Below are 21,075 nucleotides of genomic sequence, written 5' to 3'. Positions count from 1 at the left end.
CCCACCTGGCTTTCACGGAGAAAACACTATGCTGTTGTTGTGGATCGTCGCCCTCGTGGTCGGCATCGCCTGGCTGGCTCACCGCCGCATTCCCGCGTTGCCTGCCATGGGCATCGTCGCCGTCTTCCTGCTGGTCATGGGCGCGGCCAGTCGCGCGCCCGGCTGGCTGCTGGCGGTGTTCTGGCTGCTGCTGATTGCCAGTGCCCTGCCCCTCCTGCTGCCAGAGGCGCGCCGCAAGTGGTTCACCGCGCCGTTGTTCCGCTGGTTCAAGAAGACCCTGCCGCCGATGTCCGACACCGAGCGCGACGCCATCGACGCCGGTACGGTCTGGTGGGACGGCGAGTTGTTCAGCGGCCGACCTGACTGGAACACGTTGCTGGCCTACCCCAAGGTCCAGCTGAGTGCAGAAGAACAGGCGTTCATCGACGGCCCGACCGAGCAGCTCTGCGCCATGGTCAGTGACTGGCAGATCGGCCAGGACATGGACCTTCCGCCAGCGGCCTGGACCCATATCAAAGAACACGGCTTTTTCGCCCTGATCATTCCCAAGGAATATGGCGGTAAAGGCTTTTCGGCTTATGCCCACTCCCAGGTGGCGATGAAACTGGCCACCCGCAGCGGCGACCTGGCTTCCACGGTCATGGTGCCGAACTCCCTGGGCCCTGCCGAACTGCTGCTGCACTACGGCACGGACGAGCAACGTAATCACTACCTGCCACGCCTGGCCCGTGGCGACGACATTCCTTGCTTCGCCCTGACCGGGCCCCTGGCCGGTTCGGATGCGGGGGCGATGCCCGACGTCGGCGTCATCTGCAAAGGCCATTGGCAAGGCGAAGAAGTCATCGGCATCCGCCTGACCTGGGAAAAGCGCTACATCACCCTCGGCCCCGTCGCCACATTGCTCGGCTTGGCCTTCAAGGCCCACGACCCGGAGCACCTGCTGGGCGACAAGGAAAACCTGGGCATCAGCCTGGCGCTGATTCCGACCGATACGCCCGGCGTCGAGATCGGTCGTCGCCACTTGCCCTTGGGCGCCGCGTTTATGAACGGGCCGAACTCGGGCAAGGACGTGTTCATCCCCCTTGACTACCTGATTGGCGGCCAGCCCATGCTGGGCAAAGGCTGGATGATGCTCATGAACTGCCTGTCGGTGGGCCGTTCGATCTCGTTGCCAGCGGTCGGCACCGGGGCAGCGAAGTACACCAGCCTGGTGACCGGTCAGTACGCCCAGGTGCGCGAGCAGTTCAACGTGCCGCTGGCGGCCTTCGAAGGCATTCAGGAATCTCTGGCACGTATCGGTGGCAACGCCTGGCTGATGGACAGCGCGCGTATGTTGACGGCCAACGCAGTGGACCTGGGAGAAAAGCCCTCGGTGCTGTCGGCCATTCTCAAGTACCACCTCACCGAGCGCGGACGCGACTGCATCACCCACGCCATGGACGTCCACGGTGGCAAAGGCATCATCATGGGGCCCAACAACTACCTGGGTCGCAACTGGCAGGGCGCACCGATCTTCATCACCGTGGAGGGCGCGAACATTCTCTCGCGCAACCTGATGATCTTCGGTCAGGGCGCCATCCGCTGCCATCCGTTCGTGCTCAAGGAAATGGCCCTGGCCGCACGCGAAGACCAGAGCGAAGCGCTGCTGGAATTCGATGCCCTGCTGCTCAAGCACATCGGTTTTGCGGTGAGCAACGCGGCCAGCACCTTCATTCTCAACCTGGGGTTCGGGCATTTCGAACAGGCGCCGGGTGACCGCCTGGCCCAAGGGTATTTCCGGGCTCTGAACCGGCAGGCTGCCGCCTTTGCCCTGCTGGCCGATCTGAGCATGATGCTGCTTGGTGGCGAATTGAAACGTCGCGAACGCCTCTCGGCGCGGCTGGGCGATGTGCTCAGCTACCTGTACCTGAGTTCGGCCGCGCTCAAGCGTTATCACGACCAGAACTCGCCCGAATACCTGGAGCCACTGCTGCGCTGGGCCATGGAAGAAAGTCTGGGCAAGGCCGAACACGCCCTGGACGCGATCCTCAAGAACTTCCCCAGCAAGCTGCTCGGTTACCTGCTGCGCGGCGTGGTGTTCCCGTTCGGTCGCCGTCACACTGGCCCGTCCGACAAGCTGGAAGCCGAAGTGGCGACGATCACCGGTCGCCACAAGGGCGACCCGGCACTGGAGGAGCTGCTGGCCGGCTGTTACCGCCCACAAGGCGCGGACGATCCGGTCGGCGCCCTCCAGGTTGCCTTCGACCTGCTGCGTGACAGCCAGCCGTTGCACAAGAAGCTACAACAGGCCTACAAGGCACGCCAGTTCAGCGCCACGCCCGGGCAGTCGCTGATCGACGCAGCCTTGGAAGCTGGTATCCTGCAACCCGCCGAGGCACAGACGTTACAACAGGCCGAAGCGGCGCGACGCAAGGTGATCGACGTCGACGACTTCAGCAAGGATGAACTGCTGCCCACTGCCGGCAAGGTCCGCTGAGGATCTGCAATAAGACAGCGGGCGCGTGGAGCTTTATACTCCCGCGCCCGTTTCGCTCTAGAGGACCCCACCATGGCCACTGCCCATCTCGAACACCACCTCGTCCTGCTGGACCACTTGCGCGGCATCCTCGTGGCGCTGGGCGAGGCGGAGCAGGTACCCGAGGAAAGCCACGCGTTGTTCCTCGAACGCTTCGATGAACTGCGCGCGCAGCTGCCGGTCGACCCCGTGGAAAGCCAGTACCTGGGCCAGGACATCCTGTGTCAGGTGATCACCCGCTACCCGCAGATCGCCCACTTGGTGCCACGTGACCTGCTGTGGTTCTTCGCCGGTGACTGCCTGCACTACATGCCCGACGAAGAGATCGAGCTGTATCAAGCACTGGAAGAACGCCGCTTCGAGGCCGAGGAGAACGACGAGCCGTTCGATTGGAATCAGGAGAAGCAATTGATGGCGATGTCGGGTCCGCAAAGCCATCATTGACCGTGCTTCACTTCGCCGTCGCAATGACGGCGAAGTGCTGTCTGCATAAGCTGATAACCAAACGCCATTACCCTCCCCCCTGTCGTTCTTCTATAGTCGCCTCACCGGATCACCGGGCATGCCCCTCCCTGTTCTCTTCGAGCCGACCGCACCCAGCGGATGCGTCGAAGACGAGACTCACATCATGTCCACCCTCTTCACCCCACGACACCTGCTCGCCGCAAGCCTCAGCGTTGCGCTCGGTTTGTCCTTCAGCGTCGCGGCCCACGCCGAAACGCAGCTGCGCATCGGCTACCAGAAATCGTCGACCCTGATGGTGCTGCTCAAGCAGCAAGGCACGTTGGAGAAACAACTGGCCGATCAAGGCGTGCGCGTCAGCTGGCATGAATTCGCCAGTGGTCAACCGCTGCTCGAAGCGCTCAACGTCGGCAACGTCGACCTGTCCGCCGACGTCGCCGATACGGTGCCGGTGTTCGCTCAGGCCGCCGGCGGCAAGCTCACCTACTACGCGTCCGAATCGGCCTCGCCGCAGGCTCAGGCGATCCTGGTTCGGCAGGACTCGCCGCTGAAGACACTGACCGATCTGAAGGGCCACACCGTGGCAGTCACCAAGGCGGCGGGCGCCCATTACCTGCTGCTGGCCGCCTTGCGCAAAGCCGATCTGAAATTCACCGACATTCAGCCCGCCTACCTGACCATCGCCGACGGCCGAGCGGCCTTCGAAAACCAGAAAGTGGATGCCTGGGTGGCGTGGGAACCCTTCCTCAGCGCCGCGCAGCAGCACCAACCCACACGCGTGCTGGCCGGCAGCGAAGGCCTGGCGGCGTACAAGCGTTATTACCTGGCCGGCACGCCTTACGCCCAGGCCAACCCAGCCATTCTGAAGACGGTATTCGACGATTTGGCGGAGACCGGCAAATGGGTCAAGTCGCACCCTGCCGAGGCGGCCGCGATACTGGGTCCATTGTGGGGCAACCTGGACCCGGTCGTGGTACAGCAAGCCAACGCCCGTCGCAGCTACGACGTACAGCCGGTCACCCGCGAGGGGCTGGCCGAGCAGCAGAAGATCGCCGACGCCTTTTACGACGAGAAGCTGATTCCCAAGCGGATCGACGCGGTGAACGTGGAGGTATGGGCGCCGGGCCAGTAGTCTATCGGCTTGGGCTTGGGCTTGGGCTTGGGCTTGGGCTTGGCATCAACTGTGCGGCGCCTTGTCTGGCGCCGTCGCGGGGCGGCTCCCGGAAACCTTGCTCTCGATCACGCCGCAGACAAGTGTTCATAGAGGATGACCGCGCCGACCAGCATCAGCACGATGCCACCGATGATTTCCGCGCGTTTGCCGACGACGACGCCCAGTACCCGACCCAGCATGACGCCGATCGTGACCATGACGGTGGTCGCTACGCCGATGGCGGCTGCTGCGATCCAGATGTTCACGTTGACGAAGGCCAGACCTACGCCGACCGCCAGAGCATCGATGCTGGTGGCGAAAGCGGTGACGGCCAGAATGACAAAGGAATGCTGTTGCGGCTTGTCCTCTTCCGGGGCTTCAGCTTTGACGCCGTTGTAGATCATGTGCAGCCCGAGTGCCACCAACAGCACGAAGGCAATCCAGTGATCGAAGTCCTGAACATATGAAGTGGCCGCCTGACCGATGAACCACCCTATCAATGGGGTGATGGTTTCGATCACGCCGAAGATGATACCGGTGCGAAGTGCCTCGGCCAGGCGCGGCTTGTGGAGGCTGGCGCCTTTGCCGATGGCGGCTGCGAAGGCATCGGTGGACATGGCCAAGGCGACGAAAATGATGGAAATGGGGTTCACGGTCGAGCATCCAGCCGGGCTATGAGTCAACGACGCAACCACACGCCCGGCTTTAGGCATGGATGCATCGTTGGTCTCACCAACCCGAAGGTGTTCGTGCCACGGCAGACGGCCGAGAATGTTGACACGAACGCTCTGAACCGAGGTCAAGAGCAGGCTACTCCCCAACAAGGGACGCCACTGTAAGCAGTCGCACATGAAAATTTCGTGAGCGCAACCATGGGTGTCAGGGCAACAGCGCCTGCCGCCCAATGGCAACCAGTGCACTGTCATCCTGGGGCGTATGAATGCGTGCGCAGAGCACGTTGCGGTAGTGCCGCTCCAGCGCGTTGCGGCGGTCCAGCGCGGGGTTGCCGCCGGCTTCGATGGCCAGGGTCACGGCGCGGATGGCCTGGGTGCAGACCAGGTACTTGATCGCCGGCCAGCGTTCGGCGGGCAGACGGCCTTCGGCGGACGATTGCAGCAGGGCCTGGTTGGCCAGCAGCAGGCTGTCGATTTCGCCGACCCGCTCCTGAAAGCGCGGCAACGTCGCCAGGGCGGCGCCGAGGTTGGCCGGCACACGATGCTGCAACCAGTCGATGAACGAGTCCCGCGCGGCCTGGGCGACGCCGTCGTAGACGCTGGACATCAGCACCGCCATCCAGCGCAGGCCTTCGGCGTCGAGCTCCGGCTGCGGCGCGCTGGCCGGGCTCACGCTGACCGCTTGGTCGAGGGGCACCAGCACGTCGTCGAAGACCACGTCGTGGCTGCAGGTGGCGCGCATGCCCAGGTGGTCCCAGGTGTCTTCGACGCTGACGCCGGGCGTGTCCCTGCGCACCAGCCATGAGCCGACCAGCGGATCATCGTCGTCACTGCGCGCCCACACCAGCAGCCAGGTCAGGCCATGGCTGCCCGTGGAGTAGATCTTGCGCCCACTGAGTCGCCAGCCCTCGGTGGTCCGTCGCGCCACGGTGTTGGGCACACCGCCGCGCGCCGGGGTGCCGAGTTCGGGCTCGACCCGCAGGGCATTGATCAATGCTCCGGTTTCCACAGCCTCCAGAGCCAGGCGTTGCTGCCAGACCTTGGGCCATCGCTCGCTTTGATGCAGGCGAGCCTGCTGCAGATACTGCATGACCAGAATCAACGCCGTGGCCGGCTCGCCCTTGGCGACGGCCGCCACCACTTGCTGCGCCGTGGCCAGGTCGGCCCCGCCGCCGCCGTAGGCCGTGGGCACGGTCAGGGCGAGCAGGCCCAGGCTGTGCAGGTGATCGATGTTGTCGTGAGGAAACTCACCGCTGCGGTCGTAACGCTCGGCATGCAGGGCCATTCGCTGAGTCAGCGCGGCAAGGGCGGTGGGGTCGAGTGGGGTCATGGAAAAACTCTGTCGCGCCGTTGCAGAACGGCAGGCCGGCGGCCTCGCGACTGACCGCCGCGAGGCCGTTGATTTGCGCCCATCTAACCATTCGTCCTGACATGAGTAAAATTCAATTTAGTCATATACTAATATGCGAAACACGAGCGATGACTGCCCTCAGTCCGTGTTCATGCCGTGGGCCACGGTTTCCCCGAACACGCGAATCGCACCCTGCAGATTGCCGACGAAGGCGGCGTGCACCAGCCACAGGTCGACCATGGGTTTGAAATCCGAGATCTGCAGCACCTGCAGTTGATCGCGGTGTCGGCTGTGCTGCAACAGCGGTGCCGGGACCAGCCCCAGGCCCATGCCACTGGCCGCCAGACCCAGCTGCAGGTCGGTACCGAAAATCTCCAGATTGAGTTTCAGGCTCAGGCCCTGTTCGGCCAAGGCGTGCGAAAGGCCGGCGCGGAAGCCGCAGCCGTCGGGGTTCAAAACCCATCCGGTACTCTGGCAATCGGCGAGCTTGCACCGTTTGCCGAGGTCCAGGCCCTTGGCGCTGACCACCAGCAGCGGCATGCGCGCCAGGGAGTGACCCACCACGCCCTCGGGAAACACCTTGCCGGCCGGAAACAGCGCCGCAGCGGCGTCCAGCTCCCTGTGCTGAATGCGCTGGACCAACTGGCCGCCCCAACCGTGTGCGACCTGCACCTGCAGATCCGCGAAGCGCTGCTTCAAGGCTTGCAGGGCATCGAGCAGGACCGCGTCGCCCACGGTCTGCGGCACGCCGAGGCGCAGGGTGCCGGAAGGCGCTGCATCTTCGGCCACCAACTCATGCAACGAATCGATCTCGCGCATCACGCCCTGGCAGCGTTCGTACACGCGCAGGCCGATGGCCGTGGGTTTCATGGGCTTGGTGTGGCGATCGAGCAGGATCGCCCCCAATGACTCTTCGAGACTCTGCAGACGCCGGGTGATGGCGGACTGGGTCAATTGCAGGGATTCGGCGGCGACGCTCAACGATTGCAATCGCACCACCGCCAGAAACGCTTGGATGTCATCTATCTTCATTCGCTTTTCGCATATTAGCTTATGAACAAATTGAATTTCGGGAAGCTTATCCCCTTTGCTAGGGTAATAACGAATCTGTTCGAGGGCTACTGAAATGACTCATCCCCTGCGCTATGACCGTTTTCGCCAGTTCGTCGGCGACCTGGCCGAGCTACTCGAGCGCACGTCCAGCGAGCCCGAGGTGCTGGAGCACGGCGCGCTGTTGCTGCAACGACTGGTCAGCCATGACGACTGGCTGCCGGAAATCGCTGCGCAGCCGGATCCGCAACGCTACCAGCAATTCCTGCTGCACGCCGATGCGCGCCAGCGCTTTTCCGTGGTGAGCTTCATCTGGGGCCCTGGGCAACGCACACCGATTCATGACCATCGCGTGTGGGGCCTGATCGGCATGTTGCGCGGCGCCGAATTCTCCCAAGGCTTCAGCCGCACGGTCGATGGCCGCCTGGCACCCGACGGTGCGCCTGTGCGTCTGGGTCCGGGGCAGGTCGAGGCGGTCTCGCCCAGCGTCGGCGATATCCACCAGGTCAGCAATGCGTTCGACGACCGAGTCTCCGTCAGCATCCATGTCTACGGCACCAACATCGGCGCCGTGCAGCGCGCCGTGTACAGCGAGAGCGGCGAAGAGAAACCCTTCATTTCCGGCTATTCCAATGCCGGTATCCCCAATTTCTGGGACCTGTCCAAAGAGCCTGCGTCCACCGAAAGCTCGTTCAAAGAGAGATCGCCCGCATGACCAAGATTGCCGTACGCCCCTACTCCGCGATTCGCCAGGCATTGCTGGACCAGCAGGAACTGGCCTTGATCGATGTGCGCGAGGAAGCGCCCTTCGCCGAGGCGCATCCGTTGTTCGCCGCCAACATTCCCCTGTCGCGCCTGGAGCTGGACATCTACGCCCGCGTACCGCGCCGGGATACCGCGATCACCGTCTACGACGATGGCGAAGAACTTGCCCAATTGGCGGCGCAACGCTTGCAGGCGCTGGGTTATACCGATGTGGCCCTGCTGGAAAACGGTCTGGCTGGCTGGCGTGAGGCGGGTGGAGAATTGTTTCGCGACGTCAACGTGCCGAGCAAAGCGTTCGGTGAACTGGTGGAAAGCCGTCGCCACACACCGTCGCTGGCGGCCGAAGAGGTCAAGGCGCTGCTCGACCGTCAGGCGGACGTGGTGGTGGTCGACGCGCGCCGTTTCGATGAATACCAGACCATGAGCATCCCCGGTGGCATCAGCGTGCCGGGCGCCGAACTGGTGCTGCGCATCCGCGAACTGGCGCCGAACCCGCAGACCCAGGTGATCGTGAACTGCGCCGGACGCACCCGCAGCATCATCGGCACCCAGTCACTGGTCAACGCCGGAATTCCCAACCCGGTGGCGGCGCTGCGCAACGGCACTATCGGCTGGACGCTGGCCGGTCAGGCCCTGGAGCACGGCCAGCAGCGTCGTTTCGGTGAAGTCGACGAACACACCCGTGCCGCAGCGGCGCAGTCGGCACGCGCAGTGGCAGACAAGGCCGGCGTGCAACGGGCGACGCTGGCGGCACTGGGCAACTGGCAGGCCGAACAGGGGCGCACCACCTATGTGTTCGACGTGCGCACCCCGGAAGAATACGCGACCGGGCACCTGCCTGCGGCTCGCTCCACGCCCGGCGGTCAGCTGGTGCAGGAAACCGATCACTTCGCCAGCGTGCGCGGCGCGCGCCTGGTGCTGGTCGACGACGACGGTGTGCGCGCCAACATGAGTGCGTCGTGGCTGGCCCAGATGGGCTGGGACGTGTCCGTGCTGGACGATGCGCAATCCAGCGACTTCACCGCCACTGGCGCCTGGCAGGCACCATTGCCGCCCCTGCCCGAGGCTCCGACGGTCAGCCCGACCACACTCGCCCAGTGGCAGAGCGAGGGCGACACCCAGGTGTTCGATTTCACCACCAGTGCCAACCATGTGCAGCGCCACATCGCCGGCGCCCACTGGGCACTGCGCGCGCAACTGCCCCAGGCCCTTGAGAACGTGCCGGTGGCCGAGCGCTACGTGGTGACCTGTGGCAGCAGTCTGCTGGCGCGCTTCGCCGTGGCCGACCTGCAAGCCTTGACTGGCAAACCTGTCTTCCTCCTCGAAGGCGGCAATGCAGCCTGGGTGGCGGCAGGCCTGCCGGTGGAACAAGGCGATCATCGTCTGGCGGTGCCTCGCAGCGATCGCTATCGCCGCCCCTACGAGGGCACCGACAACCCCCGCGAGGCCATGCAAGGCTATCTGGACTGGGAGTTCGGTCTGGTCGAGCAACTGGCCAAGGACGGCACCCACGGCTTCGAGGTGATCTGACCGCGCCACACCCCTTACCTCACTGGCAGCTCGGGACCTGATGAAACCGGACCGAGCGGCGATCGCGCCTCAGCGCCGTCGCCGCCGGTCTGTACGTTTTTCAGGAGAGACCCGAATGACTTCGTTGTCCGTTCTGCACGATTCCACGCCCACGCTGCGCCAGCGGGTCACGCCCCAGGAATGGGAGGTGCGCGTCAAGCTCGCGGCTGCCTATCGACTGGCCGCGCAATTGCGCTGGACCGACCATATCTACACGCACTTCTCGGCGCGGGTACCCGGCGATCAGGAGCACTTCCTGATCAACGCCTTCGGCCTGCTGTTCGATGAAATCACGGCATCCAACCTGGTCAAAGTCGACATCGACGGTGAACTGATCGACGACCCCCTGGGCCTGGGCATCAACCATGCAGGCTATGTGATCCACAGCGCCATTCACCGCGCGCGTCCTGACCTCAAGGCCGTGTTGCACACCCACACCCGCGACGGCGCCGCCGTGTCGGCGCAACGCAACGGCCTGCTGCCGCTGTCCCAGCACGCCCTGCTCTACTACAGCCGCGTGGCCTACCACGGCTATGAAGGCATTGCCCTGGACCTCGACGAACAGACGCGCCTGGTCAGCAACCTGGGCGACAGCAACATCCTCATCCTGCGCAACCATGGACTGTTGACCGGTGGCGTCAGCGTGGAGCACGCCTTTCGCGAACTGCATGGTCTGGAGCGGGCCTGCAACATCCAGATCGCCGCCCAGGCTGGCGGCAATGCCGACCTGCTGCTGGCGCCGCAGGCGGCCATCGACAAGGTGCACCAGCAGTCCGCCAGTGCCGCCAGCGGCGACAACCCCAAGATCCAGCTGCACTGGGACGCCTTGATCCGTCAGCTGGACCGCGAGGGCCAAGACTATGCCACCTGAAATCGCCCTCCAGCCGGTTGCACAAGCACCCTTGCAGATGCTGGAAATCACCCCCAGTGCGCCCCGCCGCGGCGTGCGCGTGCCAGGCTTCGTGCTCAGGCTGCTGAGCCCGCTGGCGATCCTGGTGCTGTGGGAGCTGGCCTCCCGGGCCGGGCTGATTCCACCGCGCATCATTGCCGCGCCGTCGAGCATCGCGGTGACCTTCTGGTCCCTGACGGTCAGCGGCGAACTGCCCATGCACCTGTTGATCTCCCTGCAACGCGCGGTGTCGGGGCTGGCCATCGGAGTCGTCATCGGCACCGTCGCCGCCCTGTTCACCGGGCTGTCGCGACGCGGCGAAGTGCTGCTCGACTCGCCCATGCAGATGCTGCGCACCGTGCCGTCACTGGCGCTGGTGCCGCTGTTCATTCTCTGGTTCGGCATCGGCGAATTCACCAAGGTCGCGCTCATCGTCATGGGCACCACCTTTCCGGTGTACCTGAACCTGTTCGCCGGTATCCGCAGCATCGACCCCAAGCTGATCGAAGCCGGCAATACCCTGGGGCTGAACCGTCGCGAGCTGGTCTGGCACGTGATATTGCCCGGCGCATTGCCGTCGTTCTTCGTCGGCCTGCGCTACTCCCTGGCAATTTCCTGGCTGGCGCTGGTGTTCGTCGAGCAGATCAACGCGACCTCCGGCATCGGCTTTCTGGCCAGCGACGCGCGCGACTTCATGCGCACCGACATCATCGTCATCTGCCTGCTGGTGTACAGCCTGCTGGGGTTGGTGATCGACGGCATCATCCGCGCCCTGGAGCACTACGCCCTGGCTTGGCGCCCCTCCTTCGTGAAGAGCTGATTCCCATGACCGCACACACCGCGCTGCACCCCCAACCCGCCGTCAGCCTGCAGAACGTGGTGCGCCAGTTCGGCGCCAATCGTGTCATCGACGGCCTGGACCTGGACATCGCGCCCGGCGAGTTCGTTGCCCTGCTGGGCGCCAGCGGGTCGGGCAAGACCACCCTGCTGCGCTCGCTGGCCGGGCTCGATCCGATCGAAGGCGGCCGCCTGCTGGTGCCCGCGGCGCGCTCGGCAGTGTTTCAGGAACCGCGCCTGATGCCGTGGAAACGGGTGTGGAAGAACGTCACCCTCGGCGTGCGCGCCCCGCAGGCTCGCGAGCGTGCGGTCAAGGCCCTGACCGAAGTGGGCCTGGCGCATCGGCTCGATGCCTTTCCGGGCACCTTGTCCGGCGGGGAAGCCCAGCGCGTGGCACTGGCGCGCAGCCTGGTGCGCGAGCCTCGCCTGCTGTTGCTGGACGAACCCTTCGCGGCCCTCGACGCATTGACCCGTATCCGCATGCATCAGCTGATCATCGACCTGTGGCGCGCCCACGGACCGGCAGTGTTGCTCGTCACCCACGACGTGGAAGAAGCGATCCTGCTGGCCGATCGCATCATCGTGCTCAAGCAGGGGCGCATCGCCGAGGCGCTGCCCATCGGCCTGGATCGCCCTCGGGAAAAAGGCACCCCGGCCTTCAATGCCATTCGCCGTCGCCTGCTCGGACTGCTGGGCGTGGACGCCAGCCCGCCTCAGGTGGCCGATGGGCCCTTGCCGCTGGCGAGCAGACCACGAGCGCTCGCGACCTGAATCGGGGTGAGCCCTTCGCGGGCAGAGGGCTCGCCGCCCNNCCCGCCCCGCTCCCACAAAGAACTCGCCGCCCGCCCCGCCCCCACAGGCACCACCAACCTCTGTGGGAGCGGGCTCTGCCCGCGAATGGCCCCACCCCAAACCCAAGCCGATCACAGCACTACAAAGGACACTCACCCCATGCCCCACCCAACCCCCTCATCGGCTTCGAACCCACCCCAACGCCCCCGCCTGCTGGCGCTCGGCGTACTGCTCGCAACGCTTGTAGGCTGCTCACCCTCGGCCCCCGAGCAGGCCGACAAGACCCTGAAGATCGCCTTCTTCGGCGACAACACCACCCTGGTCAGCGTCGACCCGTTCCAGGTCTACTGGCTCGAACACCGCGTGCTGTTGCGCAACGTTGCCGAATCCCTGACCGATCAGGACCCCGACAGCGGCAAGATCATTCCCTGGCTGGCGAAAAGCTGGAACATCAGCGACGACGCCCTGAGCTACACCTTTCACCTGCGTGACGACGTCACCTTCAGCAACGGCGAGCGCTTCGATGCACACGCGGTCAAGACGGCGTTCGACAGCGACAAGGCCTTCGCTCAGGAACTGCCGGCCACCTTCGGTGCCACCTACCTGGCCGGCTACGACCACGCCGAGGTGCTGGACGACTTCACCATCAAACTGGTGCTGTCGCGACCCAACGCCGGCTTCCTGCAGGCGACGTCCACCACCAACCTGGCGATTCTCGCCCCGGCGTCCTACCAGTTGACCGCCAAGCAGCGCTCGCTGGGCGAGATCATCGGCACCGGGCCTTTCGTGCTGGAGCACTACACACCGGAGAGCGGCGCCCGCCTGACCCGTCGCACGGGCTATCACTGGGCATCGGCGAACATGAAGAACAAGGCCGACGCTCATCTCGATGCAGTGGACATCAGCTACATCGCCGAGGAAAGCGTACGCAATGGCTTGTTCCTGCAAGGCAAGGTCGATGTGCTGTGGCCGCGCAACCCCTTCTCGGAAGTCGACCTCAAGCTGTACCAGAGCAAGGGCGCGACCATCCAGAGCCGTGCCTTGCCGGGCCCGGCCCTGAACCTCTACCCCAACACCCGCAACGGCCGCGTGCTGGCCGACAAGAAGGTTCGTCAGGCACTGCTCAAGGCCATCGACCGCAAGAGCTACGCCAGCACCGTGTACAACGCGGATTTCCCGGTGGTGACCGGGGTCTACGACAGCACCACGCCGTACTTCAAGGCCCAAGGCGACAAGCTAGCCTACGATGCCGCCGATGCCGCACGCCTGCTCGACGAAGCGGGCTGGGTGCCGGCTGCCGACGGCTATCGGCACAAGGACGGCAAACGCCTGAGCCTGGCCTACAACATCAACGGCAGCGAAACGGCCGGTGATGTGCTGGTGCAGGACCAACTGCGCAAAGTGGGCATCGACCTCAAACTCAACGTGGTGACCCGCGCCGAATGGACGGCGGCCAACGCCCAGGGCAACTACGACCTGACGTCCACCTACATGACCCGTGCCGACCCGATCATCCTGCAGACCATTCTTGATCCGCGCAGCGCCAACAGCTCGACCCTGGCCACCAACACCTACGAACCGGCCACTCTCAACCGCGCGACCGCCCTGTTCGATGCCGGCATCACCGCCACCCAGACCGAGCAGCGCGCCAAGGCCTATGGCGACCTGCAGGACCTGCTGGTGGACGAAGCCTCGGCCTTTCCGATCTACGAGCGTGTCTGGCAGGCCGCCACCGCCGCGCGGGTGAAGAACTTCCACTGGACGGCCGAGGGCTTCGCCTTCCTCGGTGACATCGAGGTCGGCACGCCATGAACCGTTACCTGCTGGGGCGTGTCGGTCAGGCGCTGCTGGTGCTGTGGGGCGCCTATACCATCACCTACTTCATCCTCTACCTGCTGCCGGGCGATACGCTGTCGATCATGCTCAGCGCGTCGGGCATCGAGGTCGATGCGCTGTCACCTGCGGACCTGGCCAAGGCGCGTGCCTACTACGGGCTGGACCGCGGTCTGTTCGAGCAGTACGGGCATCTGCTCTGGCAGGCCCTGCAGGGTGACTTCGGCCAGTCGCTGTCACTCAACCGGCCCGTGACCGCGTTGCTGGCCGAGCGCCTGCCCCAAACCCTGACCCTGGCCGGTTCGGCCATCGTGCTGTCGCTGATCGGCGGCGTCGGCCTGGCCTACCTGACCGCCTACGTACGTTGGCAGCCACTGCAATCGGCCATGGCACGTCTGCCTTCGCTGGGCTTCTCGGTGCCGGTGTTCTGGCTGGGCCTGCTGCTGATCCAGGTGTTCGCCTTCGGTCTCGGCTGGTTTCCCGCCACCGGCAGCCAGGGCCTGGACAGCCTGGTGCTGCCGGCCATCACCCTGGCGATCCCCAGCGCGGCAGTGTATGCGCAGGTGCTGCAACGCGGGTTCCAGCACGTGGCTCGCGAGCCCTACATCACTACCGCCTACGCCAAGGGCCTCAGCCGCGCCCAGGTGCAGTACCGCCACGGCCTGAAGAACGCAGCGCTGCCCATCCTCACGCTGTTCGGTCTGCAGGTCGGCAATACCGTGTCCGGCGCGGTGCTGGTGGAAACCATCTTCAGCCGCAACGGCGTCGGTCGCCTGGCCCAGGAAGCGGTGCTACGCCAAGACATCCCGGTGGTGCTGGCCATCGTCGCGATCTCGGCCGCCGCCTTCGTGGTGGTGAACCTGCTGGTGGACCTGCTCTACCCGATCTTCGACCCCCGTATCACCCGCGCGCCTGCCGCGCCCACAGCGGCCTAGGCCAGCCAAGGACTTCGCTCATGCCTTCATCCAATGCCGTGCGTGATCTCGACCACCGCTTCATCCCGGCCGCGCCTGCTGCGACGGCCTACGCGCCGCCACCGACAGCGGTCCTGCCCGCGTGGCGGCGGCGCAGTCGCTGGGCGCGCCTGCTCGCGGCCTCACGCCCCTTGTCACGCCGACCTGGCTTCTTGCTGGCAGCCCTGATGGTCGCCTTCGCCTTGCTCGCGGCCGTGGTACCGGGCGCGCTGAGCGGCTTCGACCCCAATGCCACCGCGCCGCTGGCCAAACTCACCGCGCCGAACGCGACCCATTGGTTCGGCACCGACGAGTTGGGCCGCGATCTTTATACCCGGGTGATACACGGTGCCAGCCTGTCGATCCAGGCTGCGCTACTGGCCGTCGGCCTGGCCCTGCTCGGAGGCCTGACCCTGGGCGTGCTGTCAGGGTTCGCCGGTGGACGCGTGGACGCGGTGATCATGCGCGTGATCGACGTACTGCTGGCCCTTCCCGGCTTGCTCCTGGCCCTGGCCATCGTCACCGCCATCGGCTTCGGCACTTTGCCGGTTGCCCTCGCCGTGGGTGTGGGAATCCTCCCCGGCTTTGCCCGCACCACCCGCGCCGAAGTGCTGCGGGTCAAGACCCTGCCCTATGTCGAGGCCGCACGACTGGGCGGCGCGAGCTGGCTGCAGACCTTGTGGCGGCACATCCTGCCCAACGCCTGGGGCCCGGTCGCGGTGCTCGCCACCCTGGATTTCGGCGCGGCCATCCTGGCCACCGCCGGGCTCAGCTTCCTGGGTTTCGGCGCCGCACCACCGGCGCCGGAATGGGGCACGCTGATCGCCACCGGCCGACACTTTCTGATCACCGCACCATGGGTGGCGCTATTGCCCGGCGTGTTCGTCGTGGCGGTGGTGTTCAGCCTCAACCACCTGGCCCGCACCCTCGAAGAGATCAAGCGATGAATCCGCTCATTGAAGTGCACGACCTGAGCATCGCCTACCGTCACGGGCCGCAACAGACCCAGGCCGTGACCGATGTATCGTTCAGCCTGATGCAAGGCGAGACCCTGGCCATCGTCGGTGAATCCGGCTCGGGCAAGACCACCATCGCCAACGCCATTCTTGGCTTGCTGCCGGACAGCGCCGTGGTGACCGCCGGGCGCCTGTTGGTGGCTGGTCAGGACCTGAGCCAGGCCAGCGAACGGACCAAACGCCAGTTGCGCGGCCGCACCATCGGCCTGGTGCCGCAAGACCCGATGGTCAGCCTCAATCCGACCCAGCGCATCGGCCGCCAGATCGCCGAAGCCTTGGTGCTGGCCAAGGGCGCGCGCTACAAAGGGGTGGACGCCGACGTTGGCGAACTGCTGGCCCAGGTAGGTCTGGACAACCCGCAGCTGCGCGCTCGGCAGTACCCCCATGAGTTGTCCGGCGGCATGCGCCAACGGGTGCTGATCGCCATCGCCCTGGCCGGCAACCCGCGCCTGATCATCGCCGACGAGCCCACCAGCGCCCTGGACGTCACCGTGCAGCGGCGCATCCTCGACCATCTTGAAGGGCTGGTACGCGAGCGCGGCATTTCCCTGCTGATCATCACCCACGACCTGGGCGTGGCTGCCGACCGAGCCGACCGCGTGCTGGTGATGAAGGCCGGCGCGTTGGTCGAACAGGGCACGCCGCATCAGGTGCTGGCCAACCCGAGACAGCCCTATACCCGCGCGCTGATCGCCGCAGCGCTGGCATTCGCCGAGCACCGCGCACCGCGCCCGGCTCCCGCCTCGGGGCAAACGCCCCTGCTTTCCCTGACGGCGGTGAACAAGCATTACCGCCTGCCACGCATGCGCGGCCAGGCCGAGCGTTTCCAGGCGCTGGCCGATGTGAGCTTCAAGGTCTGCGCCGGGCAGACCTTGGGCATCGTCGGCGAATCGGGCTCGGGCAAGAGCACAGCGTTGCGCATCGCCTTGGGCCTGGAGAAAGCCGACAGCGGTCGCGTTCAGTTCGCCGATCAGGACGTGACCGACTTCGGCTGGCGACAATTCAGACCCTTGCGTCGGCGCATGCAATTGGTACAGCAGAACCCCTTCGCCGCGCTGGACCCGCGCCTGTCGATCTTCGACAGCATCGTCGAGCCGCTGGTCTCGTTCGGGCTGGCCAAAGGTGCGGCGCTGGATCGCGCCGCGCGTGAGCTGATCGAACGGGTGCATTTGCCGGCGCATTTTCTCGACCGTCTGCCCAGAGAACTGTCCGGCGGTCAGCGCCAGCGCGTGGCCATCGCTCGGGCGCTGGCGGTGCAGCCCGATCTGGTACTGCTGGACGAGCCGGTGTCGGCGCTGGATGTTTCGGTGCAACGGCAGATTCTCGACCTGCTGGACGAGCTGCAACGCGAGCTGGGTATCGCCTATGTGATCGTTTCGCACGATCTGGCGGTGATCGCCAACGTAGCCGATGACGTGCTGGTCATGCGCCAGGGCCGCATCGTCGACCAAGGCCCCACCGCCCAGCTGTTCGACCAGCCATCGAACCCCTACACCCGAGCGCTGCTTGACGCCGTTCCCGGCAAGCGCCAACGGGCCCTGGCCTAGAACCCGCAGGAGCGGTCATCGGCCGCGAACCTGGTACCGCGTAGTTTCTGGTCGACCGCGGCGTTGCGTTCGCGGCCGATGACCGCTCCTACGGGGATGCAGTGAATGGGACAGGATCACAATATGCGCATTACGCATAATTTAATATTTGATAAACCCACAAAAAGAATAATTAACATAGAACTAAATGTCATTTCACAGCGCCCCTTTAGAGCTTTAGTTTGAACTCAGACCGACCCCTTGCCTGGTGGAGGTAACTCAATCCCTCTTCAGGAGTCGCTGTCCATGACCCGTTCCCGTGTCCTTTCCTTCGTTCTGGCGGTGGGGCTGTTGGCCGCAGGCCCGCTGGCCTTTGCCGACAAGCTCGAACCGTTGCGCGTCGCCAATCAGAAATCAAGCCTGAAGCTGTTGCTCACCGCAGCGGGCGAACTCAAAGACGTTCCCTACCCCATCGAGTTTTCCGAGTTCGCTGCCGCCGCGCCCCTGGGCGAAGCGTTGAACGCCGGTGCGGTGGACGTGGGTTACCTGGGCGATGCGCCTTACGTATTCGCGCTGGGTTCCGGCGCGCCGCTCAAAGCCGTCAGCATCACCCATTTCGAAGGCCGCTACACCACCTCCATTCTGGTGCCCAAGGACTCGCCACTGCAGTCGGTTGCCGACCTCAAGGGCAAGCGCGTGGTCACCAACCGCGGTTCCATCGGCCACTTTCTGGTGATCAAGGCCCTGCGCGACGCGGGCCTGAAAACCTCCGACATCACCTTCGTCAATTTGCTGCCCAGCGACGCCCAGGGCGCACTGCAATCCGGCGATGCCGACGCCTGGTCGACCTGGGACCCCTACACCACCATCGCGCTGAACCAGGGCAACGCCCGCATCCTGCGCAAGGGCACCGACCTGCTGACCAACAACACCTACCTGGTGGCCACCCAACAGGCCACCGAAACCAAGCGCGCTCAGGTCGAGGACTTCGTCGTGCGCCTGGAGCGTGCCTACCAGTGGGCCAATACCCACCACGACGAGTTCGCCGCCGCTCAGGCCCAGGTCACCCGCCTGCCCTTGGCGGTGCACCTGGCCTCGGTCAACGAGACCCGCTACACGCGCGCCGAGATCACCGACGCGGTGATCGCCGACCTGCAGCAAACCGCCGACATCTATCTGGAAGAAGGCGTGCTGGCGCAGCCGGTCAAAGTCGCCCAAGGCTTCGACAAACACTTCAACGACTTCCGCGCACCCACCCAAACCCCGCTGGCCAGCGCGCCATAACAGGAGATTTCCATGAGCACACGACAACTGAAACTGGGCGCCATGATTCACGGCGTAGGGCACGGCTGGGGCGAGTGGCGGCATCCGCAGGCACTGGCCGACGCCAGCACCAACCTGCGTTACTACCAACACCAGGCGCGGCTGGCCGAAGACGCTCGCTTCGACTTCGCCTTCATCGCCGACAGCCTGCACATCCACGAACGCTCCAGCCCCCATTACCTCAACCGCTTCGAGCCGCTGACCCTGCTCTCGGCGCTGGCCGCCACCACCGAGCACATCGGCCTGGTCGCCACCATCACGGTCAGCTACACCGAGCCCTACCAGGTCGCCCGGCAACTGGCCTCCCTCGACCACATCAGCGGCGGCCGCGCCGGCTGGAACGTGGTCACCTCGTGGCTTTCAGGCACCGCCGACAACTTCAGCAAGGCCGAGCATCCACCCCATGCCGTGCGCTACAAGATCGCCCGGGAACACGTGGATGTGGTCAAGGGACTGTGGGACTCCTGGGAGGACGACGCTTTCACCCGCAACAAGGCCACCGGCGAGTTCTTCGACCGCAGTAAACTGCACGCTCTGAACCATCGTGGTGAGTTCTTCCAGGTCAAGGGACCGCTGAACATCGCTCGTTCGCGCCAGGGCCAACCGGTGATTTTCCAGGCCGGTGTTTCCGAAGACGGCCGCAATTTCGCCGCCCAAAACGCCGATGCGATCTTCTGCCGACACGAGTCGTTCACCGAGTCGCGCGCCTATTACCAGGACCTCAAACAGCGCGCTGCCAGCGCCGGTCGCAATCCGGACAAACTGTTCGTCCTGCCGGGCATCAGCCCCATCACCGGGCGTGATCGCGAAGAGGTCGAGCGTCGCTATCAAGAGGCCGCAGACCTGGTCGGCATCGAAGACGCCATCGTCGCCCTGGGCCGCCCGTTCAACGACTACAACTTCAGCGGTCACGATCTGGACGCCCCCTTCCCCGACCTCGGCGACCTGGGCGCCAACAGTCACAAGGGTACGTCCGAGCGAATCAAGCAACTGGCCCGTGACGAGCACCTCACCTTGCGCGAAGTGGCCCTGCGCTTTGCCAAACCCGAGCGGGATTTCGTCGGCCTGCCCAAGGAGGTAGCGGACGCCGTGCAAGCCTGGTTCGAGGGCCACGCCGCCGACGGCTTCATCATCAACTCGCTGCTGCCCGACGGCCTCGAATACTTCACCCGCTACGTGGTGCCGATCCTTCAGCAACGCGGCCTGTTGCGCACCGAGTACCCCGGCCTGACCCTGCGCGACAACCTCGGCCTCGAGGTGCCGGCCAATCGCAACGCGGCCCTGCGCCGCAACGAAGAAGTGGCCTGAAAACCGATTCCCCACCCGCCGTGGCCGTGGGCTCCGGCACTCGATTGCAAAGGACACCTGCCATGTTTGCCGAAAAAATACAGCGCCCCGCCACGGCGATCCGCGCCACCGCCCTGGAGCCGACCATCGGCGCGCAGATCGAAGGCGTCGATCTGCGCCACCCCCTCGACGCGCAAACCCGTGATCAGATACGTGCGTTGCTGCTCAAGCACAAAGTGTTGTTCTTCCGTGACCAACACATCGATACCGCCCAGCAGTTGGCCTTCGCTCGCCAATTCGGCGAGCTTTACCAGCATCCAACCACTCAGAAACAGGACCACGAGCGGCCCAACGCTCACCTGATCCTGGCCAGCGAAGCCCGCGACCGTTATGGCGATGCCCGCAAGGGGCGCTGGCACACCGATACCAGTTGGATGCTCAAACCCACCTTCGGCGCCGTGCTGCGCGCCGTGTCGCTGCCCGAAACCGGCGGCGACACGCTGTGGGCCGACACGGGACTGGTGTACCGCAGCCTGCCGACGGCGCTGCGCGAACGCATCGACAACGCCTTCGTCACCCACAACTTCAAATCCTCGCTGGACAAGGTCGGCTACAACTATCCGATCCTCGCGCACCCGCTGGTGCGTACCCATCCCGAAACGGGTGAAGATGCCCTGTTCATCAATTTTTCGATGTCGCCGCAGATTCTCGGCCTGTCACTGGAGGAAAGCCGCGAGATCGTCGGCCTGCTGCTCAAGGAAGTGAGCAACCCCGAATACCAACTGCGCTTCAAGTGGCAGCCGGGCGATGTAGCGTTCTGGGACAACCGCGCTGCCCTGCACTACCCGGTCTACAACTACGGCGACTTCCCCCGCGTGATGGAGCGGGTACTGATCGCCGACGATGACATTCCCCATCGCCGCAGAACATAGCCAGGCCATCCACAATGGCGGGCCAGCCGTAGGAGCGTTCATCGGCCGCGAAAGACCCACCACCGCCCATGGCCAAAAAACGCGCACGAACAAAAACGCCGCTCATCTCTGAGCGGCGTTTTCAATGAATTTGGAGCGGGAAACGAGA

17 protein-coding genes, 1 pseudogene and 1 riboswitch are annotated in these 21,075 nt (G+C 65.0%); of the genes and pseudogenes, 15 read left to right on the top strand and 3 right to left on the bottom strand.

Annotation, left to right across the window (positions count from 1 at the left end; translation table 11 throughout):
• Nucleotides 1-28: 28 nt before the first annotated feature.
• The 3 genes from B2V21_RS06215 to B2V21_RS06205 all read left to right on the top strand — a co-directional run bounded on the left by B2V21_RS06215 (nt 29) and on the right by B2V21_RS06205 (nt 4,109).
• Nucleotides 29-2,476 carry an acyl-CoA dehydrogenase gene (locus B2V21_RS06215; RefSeq protein ID WP_286916343.1) on the top strand — a complete coding sequence of 816 codons (2,448 nt, stop codon included), beginning with the start codon at nt 29-31 and terminating at the stop codon, nt 2,474-2,476.
• Between the two features lie 72 nt (nt 2,477-2,548).
• Nucleotides 2,549-2,959 carry a PA2817 family protein gene (locus tag B2V21_RS06210; RefSeq protein ID WP_192000122.1) on the top strand — a complete coding sequence of 137 codons (411 nt, stop codon included), beginning with the start codon at nt 2,549-2,551 and terminating at the stop codon, nt 2,957-2,959.
• Nucleotides 2,960-3,143: 184 nt separating this feature from the next.
• Nucleotides 3,144-4,109, top strand: coding sequence for an aliphatic sulfonate ABC transporter substrate-binding protein (locus B2V21_RS06205; protein ID WP_286916342.1), 966 nt, complete (start codon nt 3,144-3,146; stop codon nt 4,107-4,109).
• Between the two features lie 107 nt (nt 4,110-4,216).
• Here the strand turns inward: B2V21_RS06205 and mntP are convergent, their stop codons facing one another.
• The 3 genes from mntP to B2V21_RS06190 all read right to left on the bottom strand — a co-directional run bounded on the left by mntP (nt 4,217) and on the right by B2V21_RS06190 (nt 7,187).
• The gene (gene mntP, locus B2V21_RS06200; protein ID WP_049861487.1) at nt 4,217-4,783 is read right to left on the bottom strand and encodes a manganese efflux pump MntP; all 567 of its coding nucleotides are present in this window, start codon (nt 4,781-4,783) and stop codon (nt 4,217-4,219) included.
• 5 nt (nt 4,784-4,788) lie between these two features.
• Nucleotides 4,789-4,956, bottom strand: a riboswitch (yybP-ykoY riboswitch).
• A gap of 53 nt (nt 4,957-5,009) precedes the next feature.
• Nucleotides 5,010-6,134 carry an acyl-CoA dehydrogenase family protein gene (locus B2V21_RS06195; protein ID WP_286916341.1) on the bottom strand — a complete coding sequence of 375 codons (1,125 nt, stop codon included), beginning with the start codon at nt 6,132-6,134 and terminating at the stop codon, nt 5,010-5,012.
• Nucleotides 6,135-6,293: 159 nt separating this feature from the next.
• A complete protein-coding gene (locus B2V21_RS06190) occupies nt 6,294-7,187 on the bottom strand; it encodes a LysR family transcriptional regulator (RefSeq protein ID WP_286916340.1) in 894 nt (297 codons plus the stop codon).
• Nucleotides 7,188-7,281: 94 nt separating this feature from the next.
• On the opposite strand from B2V21_RS06190, the gene B2V21_RS06185 reads away from it, so the two are divergent.
• The 12 genes and pseudogenes from B2V21_RS06185 (at nt 7,282) to B2V21_RS06130 (ending at nt 20,927) form a co-directional block, all read left to right on the top strand.
• The gene (locus B2V21_RS06185; RefSeq protein ID WP_286916339.1) at nt 7,282-7,920 is read left to right on the top strand and encodes a cysteine dioxygenase; all 639 of its coding nucleotides are present in this window, start codon (nt 7,282-7,284) and stop codon (nt 7,918-7,920) included.
• The gene (locus B2V21_RS06180) at nt 7,917-9,500 is read left to right on the top strand and encodes a rhodanese-related sulfurtransferase (protein WP_286916338.1); all 1,584 of its coding nucleotides are present in this window, start codon (nt 7,917-7,919) and stop codon (nt 9,498-9,500) included. The genes B2V21_RS06185 and B2V21_RS06180 overlap by 4 nt, the downstream gene beginning before the upstream one ends.
• A gap of 115 nt (nt 9,501-9,615) precedes the next feature.
• Nucleotides 9,616-10,410 carry a class II aldolase/adducin family protein gene (locus tag B2V21_RS06175; RefSeq protein ID WP_049861492.1) on the top strand — a complete coding sequence of 265 codons (795 nt, stop codon included), beginning with the start codon at nt 9,616-9,618 and terminating at the stop codon, nt 10,408-10,410.
• A 64-nt stretch (nt 10,411-10,474) separates the two neighbouring features.
• Nucleotides 10,475-11,248: pseudogene (locus B2V21_RS06170) on the top strand (ABC transporter permease); the annotation flags it as partial.
• A 5-nt stretch (nt 11,249-11,253) separates the two neighbouring features.
• The gene (locus B2V21_RS06165) at nt 11,254-12,036 is read left to right on the top strand and encodes an ABC transporter ATP-binding protein (RefSeq protein ID WP_282347884.1); all 783 of its coding nucleotides are present in this window, start codon (nt 11,254-11,256) and stop codon (nt 12,034-12,036) included.
• A 180-nt stretch (nt 12,037-12,216) separates the two neighbouring features.
• Nucleotides 12,217-13,869, top strand: coding sequence for an ABC transporter substrate-binding protein (locus B2V21_RS06160; RefSeq protein ID WP_286916337.1), 1,653 nt, complete (start codon nt 12,217-12,219; stop codon nt 13,867-13,869).
• The gene (locus B2V21_RS06155) at nt 13,866-14,825 is read left to right on the top strand and encodes an ABC transporter permease (protein ID WP_286916336.1); all 960 of its coding nucleotides are present in this window, start codon (nt 13,866-13,868) and stop codon (nt 14,823-14,825) included. The genes B2V21_RS06160 and B2V21_RS06155 overlap by 4 nt, the downstream gene beginning before the upstream one ends.
• A 20-nt stretch (nt 14,826-14,845) precedes the next feature.
• Nucleotides 14,846-15,790 (top strand): ABC transporter permease, encoded by a 945-nt coding sequence (locus tag B2V21_RS06150; RefSeq protein ID WP_286916335.1) that lies wholly within the window; start codon nt 14,846-14,848, stop codon nt 15,788-15,790.
• Entirely contained in the window at nt 15,787-17,406 is a 1,620-nt protein-coding gene (locus tag B2V21_RS06145) for a dipeptide ABC transporter ATP-binding protein (RefSeq protein ID WP_286916334.1), read from the top strand. Before B2V21_RS06150 ends, B2V21_RS06145 begins: the two co-directional genes overlap by 4 nt.
• A gap of 285 nt (nt 17,407-17,691) precedes the next feature.
• Complete coding sequence (locus tag B2V21_RS06140; RefSeq protein ID WP_286916333.1) at nt 17,692-18,669, top strand: ABC transporter substrate-binding protein; 978 nt, start codon at nt 17,692-17,694, stop codon at nt 18,667-18,669.
• Nucleotides 18,670-18,681: 12 nt separating this feature from the next.
• The gene (locus B2V21_RS06135; protein ID WP_286916332.1) at nt 18,682-20,016 is read left to right on the top strand and encodes an LLM class flavin-dependent oxidoreductase; all 1,335 of its coding nucleotides are present in this window, start codon (nt 18,682-18,684) and stop codon (nt 20,014-20,016) included.
• A 62-nt stretch (nt 20,017-20,078) separates the two neighbouring features.
• The gene (locus B2V21_RS06130) at nt 20,079-20,927 is read left to right on the top strand and encodes a TauD/TfdA dioxygenase family protein (RefSeq protein WP_090356785.1); all 849 of its coding nucleotides are present in this window, start codon (nt 20,079-20,081) and stop codon (nt 20,925-20,927) included.
• The last annotated feature ends 148 nt before the right edge of the window (nt 20,928-21,075 follow it).

Source organism: Pseudomonas sp. UBA6276 (genome assembly GCF_002438365.1).
In the GTDB taxonomy this organism is placed as follows: Bacteria; Pseudomonadota; Gammaproteobacteria; order Pseudomonadales; family Pseudomonadaceae; genus Aquipseudomonas; species Aquipseudomonas coleopterorum.
Note: the sequence above shows the minus strand (reverse complement) of the source record. Positions and strands in the feature narration are given on the sequence as shown.

Bases quoted from the DNA above. Each gene is read 5' to 3' on its own strand.
- B2V21_RS06150 (WP_286916335.1), top strand. From the start codon at position 14,846: ATGCCTTCATCCAATGCCGTGCGTGATCTCGACCACCGCTTCATCCCG.
- B2V21_RS06145 (WP_286916334.1), top strand. From the start codon at position 15,787: ATGAATCCGCTCATTGAAGTGCACGACCTGAGCATCGCCTACCGTCAC.
- B2V21_RS06175 (WP_049861492.1), top strand. From the start codon at position 9,616: ATGACTTCGTTGTCCGTTCTGCACGATTCCACGCCCACGCTGCGCCAG.
- B2V21_RS06210 (WP_192000122.1), top strand. From the start codon at position 2,549: ATGGCCACTGCCCATCTCGAACACCACCTCGTCCTGCTGGACCACTTG.
- B2V21_RS06165 (WP_282347884.1), top strand. From the start codon at position 11,254: ATGACCGCACACACCGCGCTGCACCCCCAACCCGCCGTCAGCCTGCAG.
- B2V21_RS06195 (WP_286916341.1), bottom strand. From the start codon at position 6,134: ATGACCCCACTCGACCCCACCGCCCTTGCCGCGCTGACTCAGCGAATG.
- B2V21_RS06185 (WP_286916339.1), top strand. From the start codon at position 7,282: ATGACTCATCCCCTGCGCTATGACCGTTTTCGCCAGTTCGTCGGCGAC.
- B2V21_RS06160 (WP_286916337.1), top strand. From the start codon at position 12,217: ATGCCCCACCCAACCCCCTCATCGGCTTCGAACCCACCCCAACGCCCC.
- B2V21_RS06180 (WP_286916338.1), top strand. From the start codon at position 7,917: ATGACCAAGATTGCCGTACGCCCCTACTCCGCGATTCGCCAGGCATTG.
- B2V21_RS06190 (WP_286916340.1), bottom strand. From the start codon at position 7,187: ATGAAGATAGATGACATCCAAGCGTTTCTGGCGGTGGTGCGATTGCAA.
- B2V21_RS06205 (WP_286916342.1), top strand. From the start codon at position 3,144: ATGTCCACCCTCTTCACCCCACGACACCTGCTCGCCGCAAGCCTCAGC.
- B2V21_RS06215 (WP_286916343.1), top strand. From the start codon at position 29: ATGCTGTTGTTGTGGATCGTCGCCCTCGTGGTCGGCATCGCCTGGCTG.
- B2V21_RS06155 (WP_286916336.1), top strand. From the start codon at position 13,866: ATGAACCGTTACCTGCTGGGGCGTGTCGGTCAGGCGCTGCTGGTGCTG.
- B2V21_RS06140 (WP_286916333.1), top strand. From the start codon at position 17,692: ATGACCCGTTCCCGTGTCCTTTCCTTCGTTCTGGCGGTGGGGCTGTTG.
- B2V21_RS06135 (WP_286916332.1), top strand. From the start codon at position 18,682: ATGAGCACACGACAACTGAAACTGGGCGCCATGATTCACGGCGTAGGG.
- B2V21_RS06130 (WP_090356785.1), top strand. From the start codon at position 20,079: ATGTTTGCCGAAAAAATACAGCGCCCCGCCACGGCGATCCGCGCCACC.